Origin of the sequence: Thermosipho sp. 1074 (assembly GCF_001999655.1) — a bacterium.
Lineage (GTDB): Bacteria > Thermotogota > Thermotogae > Thermotogales > Fervidobacteriaceae > Thermosipho > Thermosipho affectus.
The window spans coordinates 191743-214579 of record NZ_LBEX01000003.1 but is presented as its reverse complement, the minus strand read 5'-3'; the positions used below and the strand labels follow the sequence as shown (position 1 = coordinate 214579).

Here is a 22837-nt window from a genome sequence, read left to right as displayed (position 1 = left end):
GCAACTTAAGAATTTTTGTAAATTGTTAAAATAAAATAAAAAAATCTATCTAAGAGGGTGAAAAAATGGAAAGAAAAGTTGCAAATTTAACCCTTTTTATTTTGTTGGTGCTTGATTTTCCTTTTTTGATGTTTTCTTACTATGTTTTTTCTGGGCTTAGAAATTATCCTGTATCGATTTTTCTTACAGGTTATTTGATTTCACTTGTAATTTTTGGTTTTCCAACAGTATTCTTAGTTTACTGGAATGCTAAAAATGCAAAATTTAATATTCCCGTATTTTCATCTATTGTTTTGTTTTTAGTTAACTTTTTAGCAGCAACATTTGTTGGATTATTTGCAGAGAAGATTAGAGAGCTTCCTTCTGAGGCTTTAGCGTTAAGATTAAGTGGGGCAATAGCAATTAATGTTAATATTGTTGCTTTGTTTTTGTTGTTGTATTCAAGAGTTTTAAATTTTGAAGAAATTAAGGAAAATTTTGATAAATTTAAAATAGGTATTTCTACGAAAGTTTTAATTTCAGTTCTTTCTGTTTCACTGTGGATTGGACCTATTATGATTAGATATTTGTATTTTAAAGGAGTTCTCACAAGCCAAAATAGTTGGAGGGTTTCAACTATTAGTATTATCTTGAATATATTACTTGCCGTGTTTTTGTATGTTTTAAATAAAATTATTTTAAAGCCTGTTGATATTATAAAGGATGCTATGAGATATTATTCGAAAGGTAAACTTAATTACAGGTTTAATATCAATTCGAATGATGAGTTTAAAGATATATCATTGCAGTTGTCTAATATGATTAGAGGATTAAAAGAAATATTGGTTGATGTTAACAATGCTTCTGAAAAATCAAGTGAAGTTTCAGGGTCTGCAAGTGATGGATTTGAAAAATTGTTGGATTTTATTAAAAATACAGAGAAAAGTGCGAGGATACAAAAGGTTTCAGTTGAAAAGATAAGTGCGGCGGTTCAGGAAATTACCGCAAGTTTGGAGGAGTTAGCAAATCAAGCGACTGTATTGAATAGTACGGCTTCTGAAACATTGGAGATTAACAATAAGTTGGTGGAAAATTCTAAAATGGGTGTTGAAAGTTTAGATAAAGTAAAGAATATCAATAAAAGTGTTGTGAAAAGATATAAAATGTTAAACACAAAGATAGAAGATTTTCTTAACTTAACAAAAGATATAGAAAAGATAGTAATAACAATTAGAGAGATTGCAGAACAAACAAATTTACTTGCGCTAAATGCCGCCATTGAAGCAGCCCGTGCCGGGGAAGCAGGGAAGGGATTTGCCGTTGTTGCAGATGAAATTAGAAAATTAGCCGAAGAAACTAAAGAAGCAACAAATACTATTTCTGAAACAATTAAAAATTTAGATAAAAAAACAAATGGAATAAATGTAGAGACAGAAGAAATGAATAAGGAGTTTAATGTATCTCAAGAGAGTATGAAGCAACTTTCTAAGGTCTTTAATGATATTTTTGAGTCGTTTAACAAATTATCTTCCGTTGTAGATGTACTTGCAGCACATTCACAGGAACAAAATGCGTCAGTTGAAGAAATGAATAGTGCTGCAACTGAAATTTTAAAACAAACACAAGATGTGGAAAGAAAATCAGATGATGTGTACAATGTAGCAAATAAGAGTTTGGATATAGCAAAAGAACTTTTAGAAAGTATAAAAGTATTGTCCAATGAAGTATTAAGCTTAAGAGAACAAGTAAATAAATTTGAATTCTAAGTAATTTGTTGTATAATATATTTAGAGTCCTCGGGGCAGGGTGAGAGTCCCGACCGGCGGTGAAAGCCCGCGAGCCCGTTAAGGGTTGATCCGGTGAAATTCCGGAGCCGACGGTTAAAGTCCGGATGGGAGAGGACAATGCAATAGTATGCATTTACCTCTCCCTCCTAGTAAAGGAGGGATTTTTCTTGGAAGAATACATGAAGCTTGCCATTGAGCTTGCAAAGAAAGGTATTGGAAGAGTTTCACCAAATCCACTAGTAGGTGCGGTAATTGTAAAAAATGGGAAAGTTATAAGTACGGGTTATCATGAAAAATACGGAGGTTTTCATGCGGAAAGAAATGCCATTTTAAATGCGAAAGAGGGTCTTAGGAATAGTGAATTATACGTTAACCTTGAACCTTGTTCCCACCATGGAAAAACACCTCCATGTACTGATTTAATAATTTCTTCTGGAATTTCAAAGGTTTATATTTCCATCCTTGATCCAAATCCACTAGTTAATGGAAAAGGTGTAAAAAAATTGAGGGAAAACGGTATAGAAGTACATATTGGGCTTCTTAAAGATGAAGCAAGATATCTTAATAGGGTTTTTTTAAAGTATATTACTCAAAAAATTCCGTATGTTGCTTTAAAGGTAGCAATGACTTTAGATGGGTTTATAACAGATTCTTTGGGAAATTCAAAGTGGATTACAAAAGAAAATTTTGAAATTTCGCATTCTTTGAGAAATTTTTTCTCAAGTATTATGGTTGGGGCTAATACAGTATTAAAGGATAACCCTAGATTAACTTGTAGAAATGGAGGGAGAAACCCTGTAAGAGTTGTATTAGATAAAAATGGAATTACCTTTGGAAAAGAACTTAATATATATGATGAAACCGCAAGGACCATAGTTTTTTCGAAAAATTGTATAAATAAAATGGAATGTTACCCTGAAACAGATCCAGAAAGTATTTTAAAAAGGTTGTACAGTTTGGGAATTGATTCAGTTTTAATTGAAGGTGGAGCAGATGTTTTATCTCAATTTTTTGATTATGTGGATGAAATGCATCTATTTTATTCCACAAAATTTTTTGGAAATGGGCTTTCACCGTTTAAAGGTGTGAAAAAATTTGTTGATGAGAAAAGTGCTTTTAATATTAGAAAGGTTTTAAAATTAAACAATGAAATTTATTTGGAGGTAGTAAGAAATGTTTAGTGGAATTGTCGAATTTTGTACTGATAGATTTATATTTAAAGAAAGTGTTATTGAGATAGAATTACCATTTGAATGTAAGATTGGTGAAAGTGTAAGTGTTAATGGCGCTTGTTTGACTGTCAAAAAAAGTGTTGGAAATAAATATTATTTTGATATAGGAGACGAAACTAAAAAAGTTACAAATATTTCCTTTTCAAGATATTTAAATATTGAGCGCGCATTAAAAATTGGTGATAGGGTGAATGGTCATTTTGTGTTGGGACATGTTGATGGAATGATAAGATTTGTGAAAAGCATTAGGAAAAATTCAAGTATTTATATGTATTTTTCTCTTCCAAAAGAAAAGTATGCAATTGTAAGAAAGGGGTCAATAGCTTTAAATGGTGTAAGTTTAACTATTTCAAATGTAAGTTTAGATGTTTTTGAAGTACAAGTAATATACCATACTTTTGAAAATACAAATTTAAAATATTTAAGAGTTGGTGAGTTTGTAAACTATGAAATAGATATTTTTGCAAGATATGGGAGGGGAGAGAATTGAAACCATTCATATTAATTGATAGTGAAAGGGAATTAGAGGGGGATTTATTTATTCCAGCGCAAGTATGTGATGAGAAGGTAATAAATTTTTTCTTAAAAGAAGGTAGGGGATTACTTTGCCTTGCCACAGATGAAGAAAATTTATTAAGTAAAGGTTTTTTTAGACTACCAAATAATGGAGCAAAAACTAATTTTTTTATACCAGTTGATTATGGAAAAGGAACGGGTATTTCTGCTGTTGAGAGGTGTAGGACAATAAAAAAAGTAAGTGAGGGGGTTGATGTTTCACACTTTTTTTATCCCGGGCATGTGTTTTTACTTGGTGCAAAGGAAGAAAGATGGGGACACACTGAAGCTGCTACATTTTTATCAAAGAAATTGGGTTTTTCACCATATGGGGTAATAATAGAAATGCTTAATAATGATGGAAATTCACACGATTTTAAATATATTATGGCATTTTCAAAGAAGTACAATTTAGAAATTGTAGATATTAAAGATTTATACAAAGAATATAACAAAGAAGTATTCCAAATTGAAACTAAAGTAAAACTTCCCACAAAATTTGATGAAAATTTTGAAATTTATACTTTTAAAAACAATTATGATAAAAAAGAACACGTTGCAATTGTAAAAAGACCATTTTTTGATATTCCATTTGTTAGGATTCATTCTGAATGTGCAACAGGAGATATTTTTCATTCACTTAGGTGTGATTGTGGTGATCAACTTGAAAAATCTTTGAAGATAATTTCAAAAAATGGCGGAATTTTAATTTATTTAAGGCAAGAAGGAAGAGGTATAGGATTAAACAATAAAATTAAATCTTATGAATTACAAGATAGAGGTTTTGATACAGTTGATGCCAATTTAATTTTAGGTTTTAGAGAAGATGAAAGAGATTATTACATAGCATATTTAATTTTGGAAAAACTTGGTGTAAAGAGGATAAAGTTGCTTACTAATAACCCAAGAAAAGAGATTGAGTTGGAAAAATATGGTATTAAAGTTGAAACGGTTTCAATTTATGGGAATATAAATAAATACAATGAAAAATATTTGAAAACTAAGGTTAATAAAATGGGTCATAAAATAAAATTGAAAGGAGAGAAAGTATGATTGAAGGTAATTTTGAAAGATGTGAGGGATTAAAAATTGGTGTAGTTGTTTCAAGATTTAATTCACAAATCACCAAAATGTTATTGGAAGGTGCACTAGATTGTTTAAAAAGGCATGGAGTAAATAATATTGATATCATAAAGGTACCAGGTAGTATGGAAATAGGATTTGTGTTAAAAAAAATGATTAACAAGAATTATGATGCAATAATAGCTTTGGGGGCAATAATAAGGGGTGAAACGTATCATTTTGATGTTGTGGCAAATGAAATTTCAAAGGCAGTGATGCAATTAAACTTGGAAGGAAAAGTACCAATATCATTTGGTATAATAACTGCGGATACTTTAGAACAAGCAATAAATAGATCTGGGGCAAAACTGGGAAATAAAGGATTTGAGGCTGCTATGGTAGCATTAGAAATGGCAAAGTTAAATAAAGTTTTATAAATGAACATGACTTTTAGATGTGGTTGTTTTATCATATCTAATAAGAAAATTAAAGAAAGAATTTTAATTATAGAATCCAAGAATATTAAGTGTAAAAAACTTGAAAAAAGTAAGAAGTATTATATAATTATGTGGATGCATAGATGAAAACAAAACAATAACACAATAGCAAATAATATTTAATCCATATTTATTTGGTCTGAATTAAGAATTTTGTGAAACCGTATGAATAAATGAAAACCGAAAAAAGGTCTGGGAACCGCATAAATAAATGGAAAGTGAAAGAAAAAAGAGGGACATTTTGCAAAAAAATGATAGGGTGGGAATAGGTACGGAAAAAATGAGTTGAAATAAAAGTATTCATGCGGGTTGAAGAACATAAGAGTTGGAAAGATACTCTTTCCTGAAAGAGATGAAAATTCTTTGGGATTTCTTGTATTTATTCGAGATTATGGTCTTTTCTGCCATTTCGACAATTTGATAGGAGGATCTAACTATCTTTTTCAAAATCTGTAATGGGAAAGAGGGATGAAGAAAAGTAGTTTTGTGGTTTACTGGAAGAGGTGTATGGTAACGGATGGATAATGGAGGCGATGTATGAACATAAAGATATTTGTATCAAACTTGTTGGATGAGTGGTTTTTTATACTTACTCTTTCGGGATTGGTCGTGACAAGTCTCTGGCTGAAGCGTTTTCCAATGTACAATCTTGCCGATTTCAAGGTCCTTTACGTTCTTTTTGTATTTCTCGTGATGGTCAAAGGTCTTGAAAAGAGTGGTTTTTTTCACAATGTTTCTTTAAAACTTTCGCAGAAACGTTATTTGCCACAGAAATTGATATTTTTTGCAGCGCTGCTTTCTATGTTTGTAACGAATGATGTTGCACTTTTTGTAGTGATACCTCTAACCTTATCAATGAAAATTGAAAGGAAGGAACTTATTGTAGTTTTAGAAACTATTACAGCCAACGTCGCATCTTCACTTACACCTTTTGGAAACCCTCAGAACATATTCATTTATTACTATTACAATCTTCATCCTCTGGAGTTTGTTAAAACTATCGCACCGTTCAGCGGTATAACACTTATTGTGATACTGCTGTTCAGCTTTGTGGGAAAATGTAGAGCAAAGAGAAGTAAAGCATTGGAGATAAAAAAACATAGTACCAAGGCGTATGTTTATTTGATTTCTTTTCTGTTATTTGCCCTTTCTGTATTAAAGATTTTGCCTATAGAAGTTGGAGGAGTGCCTGTTCTCTATGCTATTTTGTATGATAGAAGAAGTTTAATGGTTGATTATCTCTTGTTAGCTACGTTCTTCGCATTTTTTGGTTTTACGGACAATCTAATGCATATTTTAAAATTCGAACTTAACGGATCACTTGAAGTATTTTTTTTCTCAGCGTTGGGAAGTCAAGTAGTGAGTAATGTTCCTAGTGCATTACTTTTTGCAGATTTTACCAAAGATTGGAAAGCGTTGTTATGGGGTGTAAATGTTGGGGGATGTGGAACTTTGATCAGTTCTATCGCAAACCTGATAACGTACAGGCTTTACAAAATGAAATATGGAAGAACAAAATCATTCCTGTTAAAATTCCACTTTTACGGTTTTGTGTTTTTTGGAATAGGAGTGCTGGTTTATATAATTCATATTTAATGGTATTGTTTATATTGCTAATATTAACCAAGACATGCGTTATTAATAAACAATATTTCAGAAAAAAGTTTTTCAATTTATGCTTTTTCTTTTACTTTTTATGAGCTTAGGTATATTCACTATTTACTCCAACAACTCCTAAATTTTGACCAAGGGTTGTAAAATGATAGTTGTGATTTATAGAACATTTTTTAACATTTGGGTAGCTGATTAGTTTCATATTGGCTAGTAAATTCAATTTTCAATTGCCTTTTTTTATCTTTTGTGTCTTTTTCTGTGTTTTTTTTGCTTGTATGGAAGTCAAAAAACTATTTGGATTTTTCCATTTTATGTAAATTGGCACCTTCTTTCCCCATGTAGTTGGAAAGATATTTTTTCTGAAAAGGATGGAAATGGATTTTTTATACCCCATTTTTGTTTTTTATTATTTTAGTTAGAATATTTTAGAAAAAATTTTTGATTTTTTGTTTTAATATATTTTTTGAAAGTATTTGAGATATATTTATTTTTTTTAAAGTGATTGGTAAAATTTTATGAATTGTGTGAAGAACACACGCGAAAAAATCATAAAATAATGTTGACGGAATTAATGTTTAATGATATAATAGGAATTGTGAGCCGAGGTGGTGGAATAGGCAGACACGCATGGTTGAGGGCCATGTGGGCGTATAGCCCGTGCGGGTTCAAGTCCCGCCCTCGGCACCAGGTCCCCAGAATGGGACCTTTTTTTGAACAAAAAATTACGTTTAAGGTCCCATATTGAGGGGGCGAACTGGTTTCGACGGGGGTGGAATCCTCCGAGAAGCGAGCCGAGTTTTCCGTGCTTCTCGTAAAAAAGCACGGGGAAAAGATAAATGCCAATGAAGAATTAGCATTAGCAGCTTAATTTAAAAAGCTGCCGTCCTACCAGGATTTGACCGGGGTTCTGGATAGGGCGTGACATAACCGGTCTAGTGGCTTTGAGTCTTCCTTCCACTCAAAGCCGCGAAATTAGAGGGAGGATAGGAGTCAAGAAGCCTGTCCGTGGGCATCTTGGCTCCGAATAAAAAACACGGACTGCGCTCGGAGAAGCTCGGAGGGTTCTGCTTTCGGACGCGGGTTCGATTCCCGCCGCCTCCACCAGATAAGACCGGTTATTTTCCGGTCTCTTTATTTTTTTATTAGTTGTGAAAATAATTTTATGAAATGTCTATATTTAGGGGGGAATGAGGGTTAATTAGAGAAAATTTGATCCAGTATGAATTTGTCAATTTTTGTTTTTCCGATCCTTTTAATTTTTTGTACAGTGTTATCTATTTTTTTTAAATTTATGTTTAGCTTTTTTTCGATTTCTTTGTATGTGTAGCCTTCCAACCACATTTCAAAAATATCTATTTCTATATCTTTGAGATAGTTCATGATTTTTTCTTTTATTATTTGAATGAATGCGTTTTTTATAACACTTGAGTTCTTATCTTCTAGTGAATAATCTGCTTGTTCTGATCCCTCTGCTTCATTTAGACTATCTATGCTCGATGATTCTGAAAGGATTTTATTTTTTCTTCTATTTAGATATGTTATAAAAGTTTTAATTTCGCTTTCTATGCTTCTCCATGCAAAGGAATTAAAAGAACTTTTTTCAAAGTCAAAGTAAAAAACGGCTTTGATAAGTCCGATAAGACCATTTTGGATTATGTCTTCAAATTCTGCCCATGGAGCATAATATTTTGATGATATTTTTACGACCATTGGATAATACTTTTCAATTATCAATTCTAATGCTTCAATTAATCCGCTTTGTGCAAGTTCAACTAATTTTTCAACTCTTTTCATCCTAAGATTGTATTTTATCACTTTTTATCACCTGATGTTTTGTGAAATTTCACCGATATCCTTTGCAATTATATCAGGTTTTATATTTGTAATATCACTTTCTTTAGCCTCTCCAGTTAGAACCAAAATAGTTAGAACACCTGCTCTTTTTCCCAATAATATATCGGTGTATAATCTATCACCGATAACACAAGTTTCTTCCTTTACTACGTTATTTTTTTTCATTATCATTTCTAAAATTAAAGGATCTGGTTTTCCAAAAACAATATCCGGTTTTTTTCCTGTTGCTTTGGTTATTACACTTGCTATTGCCCCTGTATCTGGTATTGGGCCAATGCTTGATGGACAGTTTAAGTCTGGGTTTGTTAATACAAAGAGTTTACCTTTAGAGACGTAGGAAGAAGCTTTAGCAAGTTTTTCATAATTAAGTGTGTTATCAAAAGTTACAATTACGACTTCAGGTTCTGAAGTTTCCACGATTGTATGTCCTACTTTTTTAAAAATATTTTTTATTTCATTATTTCCGACAATGAAAACCTTTTTAGGACCAAATTTATCAAAAAGATATTCTGCCGTTTCAATACCTGCTGTGAAAATTTGATTTTCTGTTATAGATAGTCCATTTTTTGAAAATTCTTTTAGATAAGACTCTGTAGATTTGTTTGAGTTATTTGTTAAAAAGACAAAATTTTTATTTAGTTTTTTTGTTTTTTCTGCAAAAGATATTGAGCCTGGTAATAAATTTCCACTAAGTGAAAATGTACCGTCGATATCTAAAACAAATAACTTTACCTTTTTTAGTTTTTCTAAGGCATTTTTTGACATTAATTTCATGTAATCACCTCAATAGAATTATACATTATTTTTTAGTTTTTAAAAGGATAAACATAAGTGGTGCACCAATAAAAGAAGTGATAACACCTATTGGAATCTCAATAGGTGAGGCAATTGTTCTAGCGATTGTATCTGAAATAGAGAGGAATATTCCACCAAGTAATGCACTACCCATTAAGCTGTATTTATGTTTGGGACCTGTTAAAATCCTTGCAGCATGAGGGATTATCAATCCTACAAAACCTATAATTCCAGTTTTTGATACTATGACAGAAATTGAAAAAGAACCTAGTAGATAAAAAAACCACTTGATTTTTTCAGTTTCAACACCAAGAAGTTTTGCTTCTTCCTCACCTAATGCTATAGCATCTAATTCTTTATTTTTTATATATCCAGATAAAAAAAGAATAATTAGTGCAGAAAATGGAAGGATAAGATCATCCAATGTTATCCCTGAAAGACTTCCAAACAACCAAATATGGGCACTTGTAAGAGTTTTTCTCGATAGACTAATTAACAATATAGTAGCGGAAGAAAATATTGTACTTATTAAAACACCGGATAAAATAAGATGCGTTATAGGGATTATATTTTTTCTTTTTGCAAGGAGGATGGCAAGAAGTGAGGCTATTATGGAAAATAAAAAAGAGAAAAAGTTTACACTGAATATTTTGTTGAGTGAAACTGCAGCGTATATTGCAAGTACTGCGCCAAATCCTGCGCCAGAAGATGTACCAATAAGGTATGGATCAACTAATGGATTTTTCATTATTGTTTGAAAAATATTTCCTACTAAAGCTAATATTGAACCAGAAATTATTCCCATTAAAATTCTGGGGAATCTTACATTCCATATTAAGAATTTAATTCTTTCATTTGGAGCATTGAATATATAAGAAACTGGTAATTTGACACTACCTATTGAAAGATTTAAGAATAAAATTAAAAGAAAGAAAACTGGAAGGATAATCCTCCCAGTTTTAGGATTAAGAAATTTTTTCATTTATTTCCTCCGTAAAAGAAATTATAGAATATATCAAGGTATTTTACTATATTGGGTGAGATTGAGCTAATATCATTTCCATCAATAATTAATACTTTGTCATTTTTAACGGCTTTTAAAGATGAAAAGAGTTTATTTCCCTTTATCTTTTCTTTTATTTGATTTGGATCACCATATCCTGCTATTATTATTACATCTGGGTTGTTTATAGTTAAGAATTCCCAATTTACAGAGAACCAACCGTTATTTCCTGTGTATGGTGCACAGATATTTACTCCACCAGCAATAGTAATGAGTTCGTTTATGTAGGAGCCCGTTCCTGCAGTCCATAAATCTTTTGTTTCATCGTTGGGTACTGTAATTGTAAAGAATACCTTTGGTCTTTCATTAAGTGGAATTTTTGCAGTTTTTGTACCATAATCTTTCAATTTTGATAAAATTTCATCTTTTATCATTTTTGCTTCTTTTTCCTTGCCAAACACACTTCCAAGTAACATTACGTCTCTTGCTACATCATTTAAGGAAACGGGATTAAGTACCAATGTTTTTATTCCAAATTTTTCTAATTTTTCAACTTCTGGAAGTTGAAACCCGCCAAAGATAATCACAACATCTGGGTTTAAAGACAAAATTTTTTCAATGTTTAAAGGTACCATATTTCCAATCTTTTCTGCGTTAAAGCTATCCCAATCTGTAACTCCGACTATTTTTTTGTCTAATCCAAGTTTTAATAAAAATTTAGTTGAACTTGGTGCTGCAGAAACGACTTTTTCAGGCGTTTTTTCAAAGACAACCAGTCTTCCTGCATCATCTACAATAGAAATTGAAAATGCAATAAAGCTAAGAACAACTAAAAACAAAACCCCTAGTTTTTTCATATCTTCACCTCCTGGTTATATTTAAAAGAAATCGACCACCTTTAGGGACCGTAAAGGTGGCTTTTTCCTTCTAAAAAAAGGTATCCCGACTCCCGGTTCATCCTACTTTCAGCGCCTTCCCAGGTTTTCCCCAGTGGCATTTGTACTGATTTCGTCCCCGGTTACGGTGGCGTCCCCGTGCCGGATTTTCACCGGCTTCCCTTTTTTTAGAAGAAATGTATCTCACGTAAATTATAACACATCAAAAATTATTTGCAATTTGCCTTGCAAGTTTATCTACTTCAAAAACATCTTCTAAATCCCTTATTTTGCCATTTATTTTTTCACATGTGTCTATAACTATCTTTGAGATATTGTGAAACTTTATTTTACTTTCCAAAAACATATTTACTGCAACTTCATCTGCTGCGTTAAAAGCTACTCTTTTTGCAAGATCTTTAATAATTTTTTTACCATAAAAAAAAGCGGGGTATTTTTCTTCACTTACCTCTGTAAAAATAAAATTTTCCTCTTTAAACTCTGGCCAATTTAGGTTTATATACATTCTCTTTGGATAAGTCAGTGCATATGAAATTGGTATTTTCATATCAGGGAATCCAAAGTGTATTTTTACTGTACCGTCTTTCAAGAAAACTGCACCATGAACTGTGCCCGTGGGGTGTATTAATACATCTATTGTGTCTAATTCAAATAATTCATATGCTTCAATTACTTCAAAGGCTTTATTTATCATAGTTGATGAGTCGACTGTTATTTTTTGTCCCATATTCCATACAGGGTGTTTTAATATTTCTTTTGGAGTGAGGTTTTCTATGTTATCATATTCTCTTATTGCGCCACCTGATGCGGTTATTAATATTTTTTCTACGTTTTCATCAAAAATCTGAAAGATGGCAGAATGCTCGCTATCAACTGGTATTAATTCTACATCTTTACAAGCTTTTTTTAACAATGGTCCTGCACAAACTAAGGCCTCTTTTGTGGCAAGGGCAAGTCTTTTTGTGAATTTAATTGCTTGGAATGTGGATATAACACCATTAAACCCAGGAATTGCCGCAACAACTATATCTGGGGTTGTTTTTTCCAAAAGTTCCTCTATGGAAGAGACATTTGATAATACTTGTGAGTAATAAAAATTTACATTGTATTCTTTTACAATTTTTTCCCCAAGTTTTTTATTTTGCCCAAATACAACTCCAGTTACCTTATATCCTTTTAGTTTTTTTATTACGTCTAATGTTTGAGTGCCAATTGAACCTGTAGCACCTAAAATCACAACGGTTTTTTCAACCATCTAAAATAAATCACCTCTCCTTCAAAAACTTGTACTTTTATATTTTTAGAATTAGTTTCATTACTAATTCCAATGGGATTTTTTATGTTCATTTCCCCGTTAAATGTGTATTTGAAACCATCTAGTTTGAATTTTGCATTACAAATTGGAATAAAAGACCAGATTTCTCCTATTTTCACATTTTTTTCAAATGTATTTTTGATAATGGAACATTCTAATTTTTCAGATCTTAACAAAATTTTTGTGTCAAATTTTTTCATCAATCCAAATAAAGCAAGTATCATATCAAGTCTTTCTCCAAAAAAATTTAATATTTCGATTTCGTCGTATCCATTTTCAAATGCGTATTTAATTGCTATTTCACAGTCCGTTTCATCTTTTTCTTTCGGGTATTCAATGATTTCAACGTTATTTTTTTTGAAATATTCCAAAGTATCATTATCCAAAGAATCTAAGTCTCCTATAATGACATTTGGAAGAATACCCCTTTCCTTTAAAACTTTTGCTCCTCCATCTGCTGCAATTATTATGTCCGAGTTAATGTACAATGTTTCTTTTGCGTTTCCATTTAATATTATTGTTGCTTTCACGTTATCCCTCCCATGTTATAATATTACATGAGAAATTATAACATGGAGTGAAGAAAATGATTGTTAAAGCAAAAAAATTAACAAAATTATATGGAAAAAATGAAAAAATAGAAGCCTTAAAGGGTGTAGATTTGGAGATAGAAGAAGGAGAAATAGTTGCGGTTTTAGGGCCTTCTGGATGTGGAAAAACTACACTTTTAAATTGTCTTTCAGGGCTTGATGAACCTACCTCAGGAAGTATAAAAGTTCTTGGAAAAGATCTTGTGAAAATGAAAGAAGATGAGAAAACTATTTTTCGTTCCAAATATATGGGATTTATATTCCAATTTTTTAATTTAATTCCAGTATTAAATGCGGTTGAAAACGTTGAGCTTCCACTTTTGATCTCAAAAAAATTTGGTATACGGGAGATAAGAAAAAAAGCGCTTGAGTGGCTTGAAAGATTGCATATTAGCCACAGGGCATATGCATATCCTAATGAGATGTCTGGTGGCGAGCAACAGAGGATTGCAATTGCACGTGCACTGATAAATAATCCCAAAATAGTGTGGGCAGATGAGCCTACAGGGGCGTTAGATACAAAGAACAGTGAAGAAATTATGGAAATCATATTGGATATGAATAGACAGTTAGGTACAACTTTTGTTATAGTAACTCACGATCCAAACGTTGCCAAAAAAGCTCATAGGATAATTAGGATGGATAGTGGAAAGATAGTATCAACAGGAGGGTAAAATTGTATATTCCATTTTTAATCGAAGAATTTTTGGATTATGTGGAAAATATAAAAGATTTTGAAGAATTAATTGAGTTTTTTGAAGAAAACATGAAAAAAATAGATGATCCTCTTGTGAGTATTCCTGAAGTTTCAAATAAACTTCAGGATTTTTATGATTATATAATTGCTATGAAAAAATTGCCAAAAGAGCGAATAGAAAAACGCATGAGTTATATTCCGGGTATGGTAAAAAGATTTAGGAAAATGTATTTGGTATATAAGGTGGAAAAGTTTGAAAATTTAAAATCACTTAAAATGTCTGTGAAATATTTAAAAGGTGTAGGTCCAAAGAGGGCTGAAAAATTAAAAAAATTGGGAATAAATACGGTAGAAGATTTGCTAAATTACTTTCCACGTGATTATGAAGATAGAAGAAAAATAATTCCACTTTCCATAATTAAAGAAGATGAAAAAGTAGTTACTACCGGGGTTTTAACTTCAGTTGAAAAAATAAAAAAAAGTGGTGTTTCAATAGTTAGTGCTGTTTTGGCAGATGGAATGTATCAAATTCTTTTAAAATGGTTTAATCAAGATTTTATGGAAAATATCTTAAAGACTTTTTTGCGCAAAAAAGTGTTTGTCTTTGGAACTGTAAAAAAGGGCTTTTACGGTGCTCTTGAAATACACAATCCAGAAATTGAGATGGTAAAAAGTTCAAAAAGGGAAATTATTCCTATTTATTCGCTTACCGAAGGGATAAAGCAACATGTCATTCGAAAGGTTGTTAAAGAAAACCTTTATAACATTTATAATTATAAAGAAGTTATACCTGAAGATATAAGGGAAAAAAGGGAGTTATTGGATATACATCAAGCATATACAGGTATGCACATTCCAAGGAGTGTATACCATCAAAAAATGGCACGATTTAGACTGGCATACGAAGAGTTGTTGTATTTACAGATTGCTTTTTTATTAACAAAAAAGGAAAGTGAATTTGTTGGAGGAATTTCAAAGAATTTTGACGGAATTTATTCTTCAAAATTATTAAAAAAGCTCCCGTTTAAATTAACAAGTGCGCAATTAAAAGCGTATAAAGAGATACAAGAGGATTTGAAATCTAATAAACCTATGAATAGATTGTTGCAGGGAGATGTAGGTTCTGGAAAAACTATAGTTTCAGAGCTTGCAATTTTGGATAACCATGAAGCAGGGTTTCAATCTGCGGTAATGGTGCCAACATCGATTTTAGCTATACAAAATTACAAAAAGATATATGACCATCTATCAAGATTTAAAATAAAAGTAGCATTGCTTTTAGGAGCAACTTCTAGTTCTGAAAAAAATAGAATAAAACAAATGTTAAAAGATGAAGATATAGATGTAATAGTTGGAACACATGCACTTATACAAGAGGATGTACATTTTAAAAATCTAGGATTAGTGGTAATTGATGAGCAACATAGATTTGGTGTAAGACAAAGAAAAGAACTTATTACCAAAGGAAAATTGGTGGATACGTTAGTTATGACTGCAACGCCTATTCCAAGAACCCTTTCCCTTTCTGTTTATGGAGATTTAGATGTATCTATAATTGATGAAATGCCAAAAGGAAGAAAACCTATAAAGACATTTGTGGTTCATCAAACAAAAATAGAAGATGTGTATAAATTTGTTGTGCAAGAAATTGAAAATGGTGGACAGGCGTATATAGTATATCCTTTAATCGATGAATCGGAAAAGCTTTCCGTAAAAGCAGCGGTTACTATGTATGAAAAATTAAAGGATGAAATCTTTAAGAATATTCCTATTGCATTGATTCATGGTAAAATGAGTGATTTTGAAAAAGATGAGACGATGTATAGATTTTCAAAAGGTGAGATAAAAATCCTTGTTTCGACAAGTGTTATTGAAGTAGGAATAGATGTACCTCAAGCTACTGTGATTGTAATTGAAAACGCAGAAAGGTTTGGACTTGCGCAACTTCACCAACTTCGAGGAAGAGTGGGAAGGGGAGATAAACAATCTTATTGTTTTCTTACTGTGGGAAATGTTTCAAGAGAAACTTTGGAAAGGTTGAACTTTTTCGCATCGACAAACAATGGTTTTAAAATTTCTGAATATGATTTAAAATTAAGGGGGCCGGGAGAGTTTTTAGGAGTAAAACAACATGGGCTTCCTGAATTTAAAGTAGCAGATATAGTAAATGATATAGATATTATTGTAAAGGCAAGGGAAGATGCAAAGTATATAGTGGAAAATATGGATGCATACAGAAAATTGATAGAGCATGTAAAGACATTGTATAAGGAAAGAATAAAATTTTTAGATGTTAGTTGAGGTGAATAATATGGTATTGAGAGCATCTTATGGGACACTAGGTCTTTTGGGTCATGTAAAGAAAAAAATTGAGATGGATACAGCCTATTTTATGCTTGATGGTAGGTGTGTTTTTGATTGTGGATTTTGTTCCCATGCAAGAAGTGTGGATGTGGATAATAAGTTTTTATCTAGAGTTGTTTGGAAAAAGGTTTCAAGTAATGATTTAAAAAATATAAATGTAAAGCGAATATGTTTGCAGGTTGTAAGTTATAGAGGATATAGAAGGGATTTAGAAGAAGTTTTAAAAATTTTAAAGGGAAAGGTAATTTCTGTTTCAGTAAGGGCACTAACTTTAGAAGAAATAGATAGTTATTTTTCGCTTGGAATTGATTCAATTGGTTTATCAGTTGACGTGGTTAATGAAAGATTATTTAGTAAGATTAGAGGAGGAGATTTTAAGAAGTTAATGAATTTGATAAAGAGTGCTGCAGAAAAATATCCTGGTAGAATAACCACTCATGTTATTGTTGGAATGGGAGAAAGTGATAAAGAATTGATTGATTTCTTTTATAACATGAAAAATTTTGGTGTAAATGTTGCATTATTTGCGTTTACTCCGATAAAAGGGACTAAATTAGAAGATAAAATACCTCCAGATAGAAATAGGTATAGAAAGATTCAGTTGGCAAGGTATTTAATTTTTGAAAAGGAAGTTTCAATGGATACTTTTGTGTTTAAAGGAAATATGTTGGAAAAGATAAATTATAGATACGAAGAAAATTTGGGAAGGGCCTTTTTAACATCTGGATGTAAACATTGCACAAGGCCTTATTATAACGAAAAACCTGGAGATATCCCATATAATTTCTTTGAGTATAATAAAGATTTGGAAAATATGGTAAAGGAGTTATTAGAATGAATTTTTATAGAGAGCGAAAAAAACATCCCCTCATTTTAAATAGACCTTCTTTGTTAATTATAGATGTTCAAAGCTATTTTTTTGATGAAAAAAGCCCAGCTTATTTGAGTGGGATTGAAAACATTTTTGAAAATATAGAGAAGTTAGTAGATAAATTTAAAGAAAAAGGATATCCCATTGTTTCGACATTGCACGTGGGAGCTTCGGAGAATATGAGAAGATGGTGGGGAAATGTAGTGGAGAGTATAGACCCATATTTTGTTGTGGAAAAAATAGTAAAAAAAGATACATATGATGCATTCTATAAAACGGATTTGGAGGATTATTTAAAAAAAGAAAGTATAACTGATTTGATAATAACTGGAGTTATGACTCATCTTTGTTGTGAAACAACGGCTAGAAGCGGATTTGTAAGGGGATTTAATATTGTTATGGTAGAAGATGCGCTTTGGGATAAAAATGAATTTTATCATTTTTCGTCGTTGAAATCACTAGCTCATGGATTTGCAATTATTTCCTCAACGGAGGAAATTTTATGCGCGTTGGAATAGTGGGGGGAGGCCCTGCAGGGATTTCTGCTGCAGTTTTTTTAAAAAGGTATGGAATAGATTGTACAATTTTTGAAAAGAAACAACTTGGCGGAATGTTAATCAATGCTTGGAGAGTGGAAAATATTCCCATTTTTAAGCCAGCATCTGGAAAAGATGTTGTGAAAAATATGGTGTCATTTTTGAATTTATACAATGTTGAAGTTATTAAAGATGAAGTCGTTATAGTAGAAGAGAACAAGATAATTACCAAAAAAGACAATTATTTTTTCGATGAAATAATAATTGCCACTGGAACTGTACCAAATAGAATAAAGGAATTTGAAAATGATAAGGTTGTGTATGAGTATAGAGATCTTCCAAGGTCTAAAAATTTGGCAATCTATGGAGCAGGTGATGTGGCATTTGATGGCGCAATTAGGGCAAGACTTCAAGGAAAAAATGTTGTTTTATTTTCTAGAAGTAAAAAAATTAAGGCATTGCCAAGACTTTATAATATAGCAAAATCTCTTAAAATTAAGATGCGTTTGGGTGAAAAAATTGAAGAAGTTTTAAATTTTAATGACTTTATTAAAATAAGGACAAAAGAAAATATTTATCGTTTTGATGCACTTTTACTTGCTATAGGGCGAAAGATAGATTTATCTTTTTTAAGAGCAAAGAATGTCCATCTGATAGGTGATGTTGCGCATCCAAATTACAGACAAGCATCAATTGCAGTAGGTGATGGTATTATGGTAGGAATGAAGATTTTGAGGAGGGATGGGTGTTGAAAATATTAAAGAGATTTGGTAATGAAAAAGTTGCATATGTATACCTTGCAAAGACTTCAAAGGGAAACATTGTGGAATTTGTGGAATCTATACAACCTCCAATACCAAGGGATGAAAAGTGGGTGTTGATAGTTTCCACGTTGAACGGTTGTCCAGTGGGTTGTTTAATGTGCGATGCTGGGGGATTTTACAATGGAAAGTTGTCAAAGGAAGAAATAATTGAGCAAATATTATTTTTGGTAGATACAAGGTATGGTAGAAATGTGCCCGTTAAAAAATTTAAAATTCAATTTGCAAGGATGGGAGAGCCCGCTTTAAATGAAGGTGTATTGGATGTCTTAGAAGAACTTCCTGGTATTTTAAACGCACCTGGATTAATGCCATCTATTTCAACAGTTGCACCAGTGGGGACTGATGAATTTTTTGAAAGATTATTTAGATTAAAAGAAAAACACTATAGAGGTCGTTTTCAGTTGCAGTTTTCTATTCATTCGACAGATTTAAAACAACGCGATAAAATTATTCCCATTAGAAAGTGGGATTTTGGAAAAATTGCAGAATATGGAGAAATGTTTGTGAAGGAAAAAGATAGAAAAGTCACATTGAATTTTGCACTTGCAAAGCAGAATATAGTTGATCCAGATGTGATAATTAAGTATTTTGATAAGGATAAGTTTTTAATAAAAATCACGCCTGTAAATCCCACTTATTCTGCTACAAAGAATGGATTAGAGTCAGATATTGATCTTGAGACTTTTATGCCAGTTAATCACAAATATTTTGTGGATAAACTAAAGAGTAATGGGTATGATGTTATAATAAGTATTGGAGAGTTGGAGGAAAATAAAATAGGTAGTAATTGTGGGCAGTATGTACAAAAACATTTGATGGAAAATGAGCAATTAAAATATGGATATAATTTTGTAATTAAATAACTTAATGTTATAATATTTCCTGAGGAGGTGATACCATGGAAAACAACATGTTATTGTGGATAGGTGTGGGTGTTTTAGCTGCTGCGTTGGTTGTTGGAGCTATATTCTTTTTATTACCAAAGGATAGGTATATTGAAGCGCAAGGGATTAGGATATGGAAATTACCTAAAGAAGCAGAAAATGTGCAAGTAAGTTATTCGTACGAAGCAAAAGTTGCGCAACTTGCACGTGAAGGGAGACTTTTCCTTTTTGAAGGAGTAAATGTTGGTGGCGGAGTAAATATGTCAATTGCAGAGAATGCAGCAAGGACGCAAGCTTTAGGTAAAATTGCGGAATTTTTAAATGCAAAAGTTGAAACCTTTAGAAAAGTTGTTGAAGGACAATTACAAAGTGTACAGACAAATAACAACGAAGAAAAAGCAAGTCAACAGCTTGTTGAGGCAGCCGTTAGTGCTTATAAAGGAATTACTAAGGTTATGGCGAATGCTATTGTGAGTGGAGCTTTAAAATATGCAAGTTGGGAAGTAAGAAAGGGAAATATTGTTGAATTACACGTTTTGTATTTCTACGATCCAACAAATCTGTTATCAATCCTTGAATCTCAAGCACTTGTAAGTCAAACAGTGGGAAAATTGGGAAAACAAGGAGTAGACTTCTTCAAAGCGTTGAATTCTGTTCTTGATGAGGCATCAAAAGGTACCCCATTGGAAGGAGAATAATTTTAAATTAAATGTTTATATGGCCGAGGAAATCCTCGGCCTTTTTTGATAAGGAGGTGTTCTAATGTACATAGATTTAAGAAGTGATACAGTAACAAAACCTACAGAAGAGATGAGAAAGGCAATGGCATACGCAGAAGTTGGAGATGATGTATATATGGATGATCCAACGGTAAACAAGCTTGAAAAGTTATGTGCAGATATATTGGGAAAAGAAGCTTCCTTGTTTGTTCCAAGTGGTACTTTTGCAAATCAACTTGCTTTGTTTACCCATTGTCAAAGAGGAGATGAGGTTATTATCGGTGACAACTATCATATAGTCCAGCATGAAGCAGGTGCTGCTGCTGTAATTGCAGGTGTGCAGCTAAGAACAGTTGAGACAAAAAAAGGTGCGATGATTCCTGAAGTTTTAGAGAGTAAGATAAGGAAAGTTGAAGATATACACTATCCCAGAACAGGATTGATTTGTCTTGAAAATGCCCATTCAAATGGGAATGTAATACCTTTGGATAACTTTAAAAAAATAAGAGAAATAGCAGGAAATATTCCTATTCATCTAGATGGAGCAAGATTGTTTAATGCGTCAACCTTTCTAAAGGTGGAACCAAAAGAAATTGCAAAATATGCTGATTCTATAAATATCTGTCTTTCAAAAGGGTTATGTGCACCTGTTGGTTCACTTTTGGTTGGAAACAAGGAGTTTATTGAAAGGGCGAGAAAAAAGCGTAAAATAATGGGCGGTGGTATGCGGCAAGTGGGAATATTAGCTGCGGCGGGCATTGTTGCATTAGAAAAAATGCGTTTTAGATTGGAAGAAGATCATGAAAATGCAAGATATTTGGCAAAAAGGTTGAGTAATTTTGCCTTTATAGAAATTGTCGAAAAGGTTGAAATAAACATGGTATTTTTCAAGATCGATAAGAATTTTTCCACAAATGAATTTATTGAGTATCTTTTAAAAAACAACATAAAAATAAATCCGCCAGAGGACGGAGTGTTTAGGTTTGTTACACATTATTGGATAAAAAGAGAGGATATTGATTATGTTGTAGAAACCATGGCAAAGTTTTTCAATTAATCTCCTTTCAGCTTGGCTGAAAGGAGATTATAACCATTTTTTCTTTTTAAACCAAACAAGTGTGAGTGCCACAGTTCCAATGGACCATATGATTATATATAAATAAGCCAAGGAATTATGCTGGATTGGTAATTTCACGTTCATGCCGTAGAAACTAGTTATTATTGTCGGAATCTGCATTAATATAGTAACAACTGTTAATATTTTCATGACGATATTTAAATTATTTGAAATAACAGAGGCATATGAATCCATCATCCCTGCCAAAATGTCACTGTATATATTTGAAACCTCTATTGCTTGCCTGTTTTCGATAATGGCATCTTCTAAAACATCTTTATCCTCTTCATAAATTTTTATAATATTTCCCCTAAGTAATTTTTCCATCATTATTTCATTTGATCTTAGTGAAGTAGTAAAATATACTAAACTTTTTTCAAGGTACATCATTTCTTCAAGCTCTTTATTTTTCATTGATCTATGTAATTCTTCTTCAATAATGCTAATGGTTTTATTTATTTCCTTTAAATATGCAAGAAAAACCTTCGCATTTATGAGAAAAATTTGAAAGATCATGCGGCTCTTTTTGTTGATATCAAATTTACTATTTTTGATCATATGTTCTATAAATTCTACGGGTTCTTTTGAGGAAAAAATGGTATAATTTTTTCCAATAATTATACCAACTGATACAGTTCGATAAGGAATCTTTGAGCTACTATCGAACTTTTTAGGAATTTTTAGGATTATTAATACGGTATCTTCATCTACTTCAATACGTGCCCTTTCGTCATCATCAAGTGAGTCGTATACAAAATCCGGGTCAAATTGCAATAAACTTGAAAGCATATGAATTTCATCAGCGGAAGGATCAATAACTTTGATTAGAGAGTTCTCAACAAATTTTTCAACTTCCACAATTTTGTTTTCTTTTGTGGTGTAAAATTTTACCATTTTTATTACCTCCTCTATATATTTTTTACGGTGGTCGTGGCAAAGGTTCGTCTGAGTAACTGCAACTGAAACTATCACTACTCATTACCTTTTCACCTCCTATATATTGGCCTTTCTAAATTATATCACTTTTCATTAATCTGTATTATTTTTTCTTTAAAACTTAATTTGTTGTTTTCAAAATTTAAAAAATTAAAAGATTTCTTTTCATAAGTGAATTTAATCTTGAAAAATTATTTTATCAATTTTAAAGCATTTGTATTTTAGTATCTCAAATGTTTAGAATTTCATATTTTTTTGTCAAAGGTTCTAAAATAACAGCAGTTGCCTTTCCTGTGAGCCAACCAGATGATTCGCCGGGATTGATTATAAGTGTGTTGTTGTGTTTTTCCGCTAGTAATTCATGAGTATGGCCAAAGAATACAAAATCATATAAATCGCTATTTTTTGCCGCATTTAACGCGTATGGCTCGTGCATTATCAATATTTTAAAATTATTAAGTGTTATTTCATATGGTCCTGGTTTTATTCTATAATTTGACTTTTGAGATAACAGTAATTTTTCCCCATCGTTATTCCCAAAAACACCGTAAAATTGTTCTTTTAAAAAGTACGGTAGTATAAATGGTGCAACAAAATCGCCACAGTGAAAGACTGCTTCAATTGAATATTTGGAAATAATCTTCTCTATTTCCTTTGCCTTTGTTAAATTATCATGTGAATCACTTAAGATAAGCCACATATTATCCCCC

22 protein-coding genes, 1 tRNA gene, 1 other RNA gene and 2 riboswitches are annotated in these 22837 nt (G+C 31.8%); of the genes, 16 read left to right on the top strand and 8 right to left on the bottom strand.

All coding sequences use genetic code 11. The annotated features are described in order from the left end of the window. The first annotated feature begins 65 nt into the window (after nucleotides 1-65). The 8 genes from XO08_RS01380 (at nucleotide 66) to ssrA (ending at nucleotide 7830) form a co-directional block, all read left to right on the top strand. The gene (locus XO08_RS01380) at nucleotides 66-1745 is read left to right on the top strand and encodes a methyl-accepting chemotaxis protein (protein WP_077287124.1); all 1680 of its coding nucleotides are present in this window, start codon (nucleotides 66-68) and stop codon (nucleotides 1743-1745) included. 22 nt (nucleotides 1746-1767) lie between these two features. Further along, nucleotides 1768-1886: riboswitch (FMN riboswitch) on the top strand. 47 nt (nucleotides 1887-1933) lie between these two features. Next, complete coding sequence (gene ribD, locus XO08_RS01375; RefSeq protein ID WP_077287133.1) at nucleotides 1934-2947, top strand: bifunctional diaminohydroxyphosphoribosylaminopyrimidine deaminase/5-amino-6-(5-phosphoribosylamino)uracil reductase RibD; 1014 nt, start codon at nucleotides 1934-1936, stop codon at nucleotides 2945-2947. After that, nucleotides 2940-3488 carry a riboflavin synthase gene (locus tag XO08_RS01370; protein ID WP_075665287.1) on the top strand — a complete coding sequence of 183 codons (549 nt, stop codon included), beginning with the start codon at nucleotides 2940-2942 and terminating at the stop codon, nucleotides 3486-3488. Before ribD ends, XO08_RS01370 begins: the two co-directional genes overlap by 8 nt. Next, on the top strand, nucleotides 3485-4606 hold the full coding sequence (locus tag XO08_RS01365; RefSeq protein WP_077287121.1) for a bifunctional 3,4-dihydroxy-2-butanone-4-phosphate synthase/GTP cyclohydrolase II: 1122 nt from the start codon (nucleotides 3485-3487) through the stop codon (nucleotides 4604-4606). Before XO08_RS01370 ends, XO08_RS01365 begins: the two co-directional genes overlap by 4 nt. Beyond that, complete coding sequence (ribH, locus tag XO08_RS01360) at nucleotides 4603-5052, top strand: 6,7-dimethyl-8-ribityllumazine synthase (protein WP_075665285.1); 450 nt, start codon at nucleotides 4603-4605, stop codon at nucleotides 5050-5052. The genes XO08_RS01365 and ribH overlap by 4 nt, the downstream gene beginning before the upstream one ends. 597 nt (nucleotides 5053-5649) lie before the next feature. After that, nucleotides 5650-6708 carry an SLC13 family permease gene (locus tag XO08_RS01355; protein WP_075665284.1) on the top strand — a complete coding sequence of 353 codons (1059 nt, stop codon included), beginning with the start codon at nucleotides 5650-5652 and terminating at the stop codon, nucleotides 6706-6708. Between the two features lie 617 nt (nucleotides 6709-7325). Then, a tRNA-Leu gene (locus XO08_RS01350) sits at nucleotides 7326-7413 on the top strand. A 58-nt stretch (nucleotides 7414-7471) separates the two neighbouring features. Beyond that, nucleotides 7472-7830: a transfer-messenger RNA gene (gene ssrA / locus XO08_RS01345) on the top strand. A gap of 90 nt (nucleotides 7831-7920) precedes the next feature. On the opposite strand, the gene XO08_RS01340 is transcribed toward ssrA, so the two are convergent. The 6 genes from XO08_RS01340 to XO08_RS01315 form a co-directional block, all read right to left on the bottom strand. Further along, nucleotides 7921-8541, bottom strand: coding sequence for a sigma-70 family RNA polymerase sigma factor (locus XO08_RS01340; protein ID WP_075665283.1), 621 nt, complete (start codon nucleotides 8539-8541; stop codon nucleotides 7921-7923). A 6-nt stretch (nucleotides 8542-8547) separates the two neighbouring features. Further along, the gene (locus tag XO08_RS01335) at nucleotides 8548-9354 is read right to left on the bottom strand and encodes an HAD-IIA family hydrolase (protein ID WP_075665282.1); all 807 of its coding nucleotides are present in this window, start codon (nucleotides 9352-9354) and stop codon (nucleotides 8548-8550) included. Nucleotides 9355-9379: 25 nt separating this feature from the next. Beyond that, the gene (locus XO08_RS01330) at nucleotides 9380-10357 is read right to left on the bottom strand and encodes an iron ABC transporter permease (protein WP_075665281.1); all 978 of its coding nucleotides are present in this window, start codon (nucleotides 10355-10357) and stop codon (nucleotides 9380-9382) included. Then, nucleotides 10354-11235, bottom strand: coding sequence for an ABC transporter substrate-binding protein (locus XO08_RS01325; protein ID WP_075665280.1), 882 nt, complete (start codon nucleotides 11233-11235; stop codon nucleotides 10354-10356). Before XO08_RS01325 ends, XO08_RS01330 begins: the two co-directional genes overlap by 4 nt. A 57-nt stretch (nucleotides 11236-11292) precedes the next feature. Further along, nucleotides 11293-11486: riboswitch (cobalamin riboswitch) on the bottom strand. Next, nucleotides 11477-12529, bottom strand: a complete 1053-nt coding sequence (locus XO08_RS01320; protein ID WP_075665279.1) for a 1-deoxy-D-xylulose-5-phosphate reductoisomerase — start codon at nucleotides 12527-12529, stop codon at nucleotides 11477-11479. It overlaps the preceding riboswitch by 10 nt. Next, nucleotides 12508-13119 carry a thiamine diphosphokinase gene (locus XO08_RS01315; protein WP_075665278.1) on the bottom strand — a complete coding sequence of 204 codons (612 nt, stop codon included), beginning with the start codon at nucleotides 13117-13119 and terminating at the stop codon, nucleotides 12508-12510. Before XO08_RS01315 ends, XO08_RS01320 begins: the two co-directional genes overlap by 22 nt. Before the next feature lie 56 nt (nucleotides 13120-13175). Between XO08_RS01315 and XO08_RS01310 the strand changes: the two genes are divergently transcribed. The 8 genes from XO08_RS01310 to ltaE all read left to right on the top strand — a co-directional run bounded on the left by XO08_RS01310 (nucleotide 13176) and on the right by ltaE (nucleotide 21131). Then, entirely contained in the window at nucleotides 13176-13853 is a 678-nt protein-coding gene (locus XO08_RS01310) for an ABC transporter ATP-binding protein (protein ID WP_075665277.1), read from the top strand. A gap of 2 nt (nucleotides 13854-13855) precedes the next feature. After that, nucleotides 13856-16177: an ATP-dependent DNA helicase RecG gene (recG, locus tag XO08_RS01305; RefSeq protein WP_143609906.1), complete on the top strand. Its 2322-nt coding sequence runs from the start codon at nucleotides 13856-13858 to the stop codon at nucleotides 16175-16177. Nucleotides 16178-16187: 10 nt separating this feature from the next. Continuing rightward, nucleotides 16188-17078 carry a radical SAM protein gene (locus tag XO08_RS01300; protein WP_075665276.1) on the top strand — a complete coding sequence of 297 codons (891 nt, stop codon included), beginning with the start codon at nucleotides 16188-16190 and terminating at the stop codon, nucleotides 17076-17078. Beyond that, entirely contained in the window at nucleotides 17075-17629 is a 555-nt protein-coding gene (locus XO08_RS01295) for a cysteine hydrolase (RefSeq protein ID WP_075665275.1), read from the top strand. Before XO08_RS01300 ends, XO08_RS01295 begins: the two co-directional genes overlap by 4 nt. Beyond that, nucleotides 17614-18399, top strand: coding sequence for an NAD(P)/FAD-dependent oxidoreductase (locus XO08_RS01290; RefSeq protein WP_075665274.1), 786 nt, complete (start codon nucleotides 17614-17616; stop codon nucleotides 18397-18399). The genes XO08_RS01295 and XO08_RS01290 overlap by 16 nt, the downstream gene beginning before the upstream one ends. Continuing rightward, nucleotides 18396-19334, top strand: coding sequence for a radical SAM protein (locus XO08_RS01285; protein WP_075665273.1), 939 nt, complete (start codon nucleotides 18396-18398; stop codon nucleotides 19332-19334). Before XO08_RS01290 ends, XO08_RS01285 begins: the two co-directional genes overlap by 4 nt. A gap of 35 nt (nucleotides 19335-19369) precedes the next feature. Beyond that, the gene (locus tag XO08_RS01280; RefSeq protein WP_075665272.1) at nucleotides 19370-20053 is read left to right on the top strand and encodes a hypothetical protein; all 684 of its coding nucleotides are present in this window, start codon (nucleotides 19370-19372) and stop codon (nucleotides 20051-20053) included. A 64-nt stretch (nucleotides 20054-20117) separates the two neighbouring features. After that, complete coding sequence (gene ltaE / locus XO08_RS01275; protein ID WP_075665271.1) at nucleotides 20118-21131, top strand: low-specificity L-threonine aldolase; 1014 nt, start codon at nucleotides 20118-20120, stop codon at nucleotides 21129-21131. Nucleotides 21132-21158: 27 nt separating this feature from the next. Here the strand turns inward: ltaE and XO08_RS01270 are convergent, their stop codons facing one another. Together XO08_RS01270 and XO08_RS01265 are read right to left on the bottom strand one after the other, a co-directional pair. Beyond that, nucleotides 21159-22085, bottom strand: a complete 927-nt coding sequence (locus XO08_RS01270; RefSeq protein WP_075665270.1) for a magnesium transporter CorA family protein — start codon at nucleotides 22083-22085, stop codon at nucleotides 21159-21161. A gap of 271 nt (nucleotides 22086-22356) precedes the next feature. Next, a complete protein-coding gene (locus XO08_RS01265; protein WP_075665269.1) occupies nucleotides 22357-22827 on the bottom strand; it encodes a metallophosphoesterase in 471 nt (156 codons plus the stop codon). Between the last annotated feature and the right edge of the window lie 10 nt (nucleotides 22828-22837).

What these genes read in the sequence shown, in the direction of transcription:
- XO08_RS01380 (WP_077287124.1), top strand. Translation starts at nt 66, where the DNA reads ATGGAAAGAAAAGTTGCAAATTTAACCCTTTTTATTTTGTTGGTGCTT.
- XO08_RS01370 (WP_075665287.1), top strand. Translation starts at nt 2,940, where the DNA reads ATGTTTAGTGGAATTGTCGAATTTTGTACTGATAGATTTATATTTAAA.
- ribH (WP_075665285.1), top strand. Translation starts at nt 4,603, where the DNA reads ATGATTGAAGGTAATTTTGAAAGATGTGAGGGATTAAAAATTGGTGTA.
- XO08_RS01355 (WP_075665284.1), top strand. Translation starts at nt 5,650, where the DNA reads ATGAACATAAAGATATTTGTATCAAACTTGTTGGATGAGTGGTTTTTT.
- XO08_RS01335 (WP_075665282.1), bottom strand. Translation starts at nt 9,354, where the DNA reads ATGAAATTAATGTCAAAAAATGCCTTAGAAAAACTAAAAAAGGTAAAG.
- XO08_RS01330 (WP_075665281.1), bottom strand. Translation starts at nt 10,357, where the DNA reads ATGAAAAAATTTCTTAATCCTAAAACTGGGAGGATTATCCTTCCAGTT.
- XO08_RS01325 (WP_075665280.1), bottom strand. Translation starts at nt 11,235, where the DNA reads ATGAAAAAACTAGGGGTTTTGTTTTTAGTTGTTCTTAGCTTTATTGCA.
- XO08_RS01320 (WP_075665279.1), bottom strand. Translation starts at nt 12,529, where the DNA reads ATGGTTGAAAAAACCGTTGTGATTTTAGGTGCTACAGGTTCAATTGGC.
- XO08_RS01310 (WP_075665277.1), top strand. Translation starts at nt 13,176, where the DNA reads ATGATTGTTAAAGCAAAAAAATTAACAAAATTATATGGAAAAAATGAA.
- XO08_RS01300 (WP_075665276.1), top strand. Translation starts at nt 16,188, where the DNA reads ATGGTATTGAGAGCATCTTATGGGACACTAGGTCTTTTGGGTCATGTA.
- XO08_RS01295 (WP_075665275.1), top strand. Translation starts at nt 17,075, where the DNA reads ATGAATTTTTATAGAGAGCGAAAAAAACATCCCCTCATTTTAAATAGA.
- XO08_RS01290 (WP_075665274.1), top strand. Translation starts at nt 17,614, where the DNA reads ATGCGCGTTGGAATAGTGGGGGGAGGCCCTGCAGGGATTTCTGCTGCA.
- XO08_RS01280 (WP_075665272.1), top strand. Translation starts at nt 19,370, where the DNA reads ATGGAAAACAACATGTTATTGTGGATAGGTGTGGGTGTTTTAGCTGCT.
- ltaE (WP_075665271.1), top strand. Translation starts at nt 20,118, where the DNA reads ATGTACATAGATTTAAGAAGTGATACAGTAACAAAACCTACAGAAGAG.
- XO08_RS01270 (WP_075665270.1), bottom strand. Translation starts at nt 22,085, where the DNA reads ATGGTAAAATTTTACACCACAAAAGAAAACAAAATTGTGGAAGTTGAA.
- XO08_RS01265 (WP_075665269.1), bottom strand. Translation starts at nt 22,827, where the DNA reads ATGTGGCTTATCTTAAGTGATTCACATGATAATTTAACAAAGGCAAAG.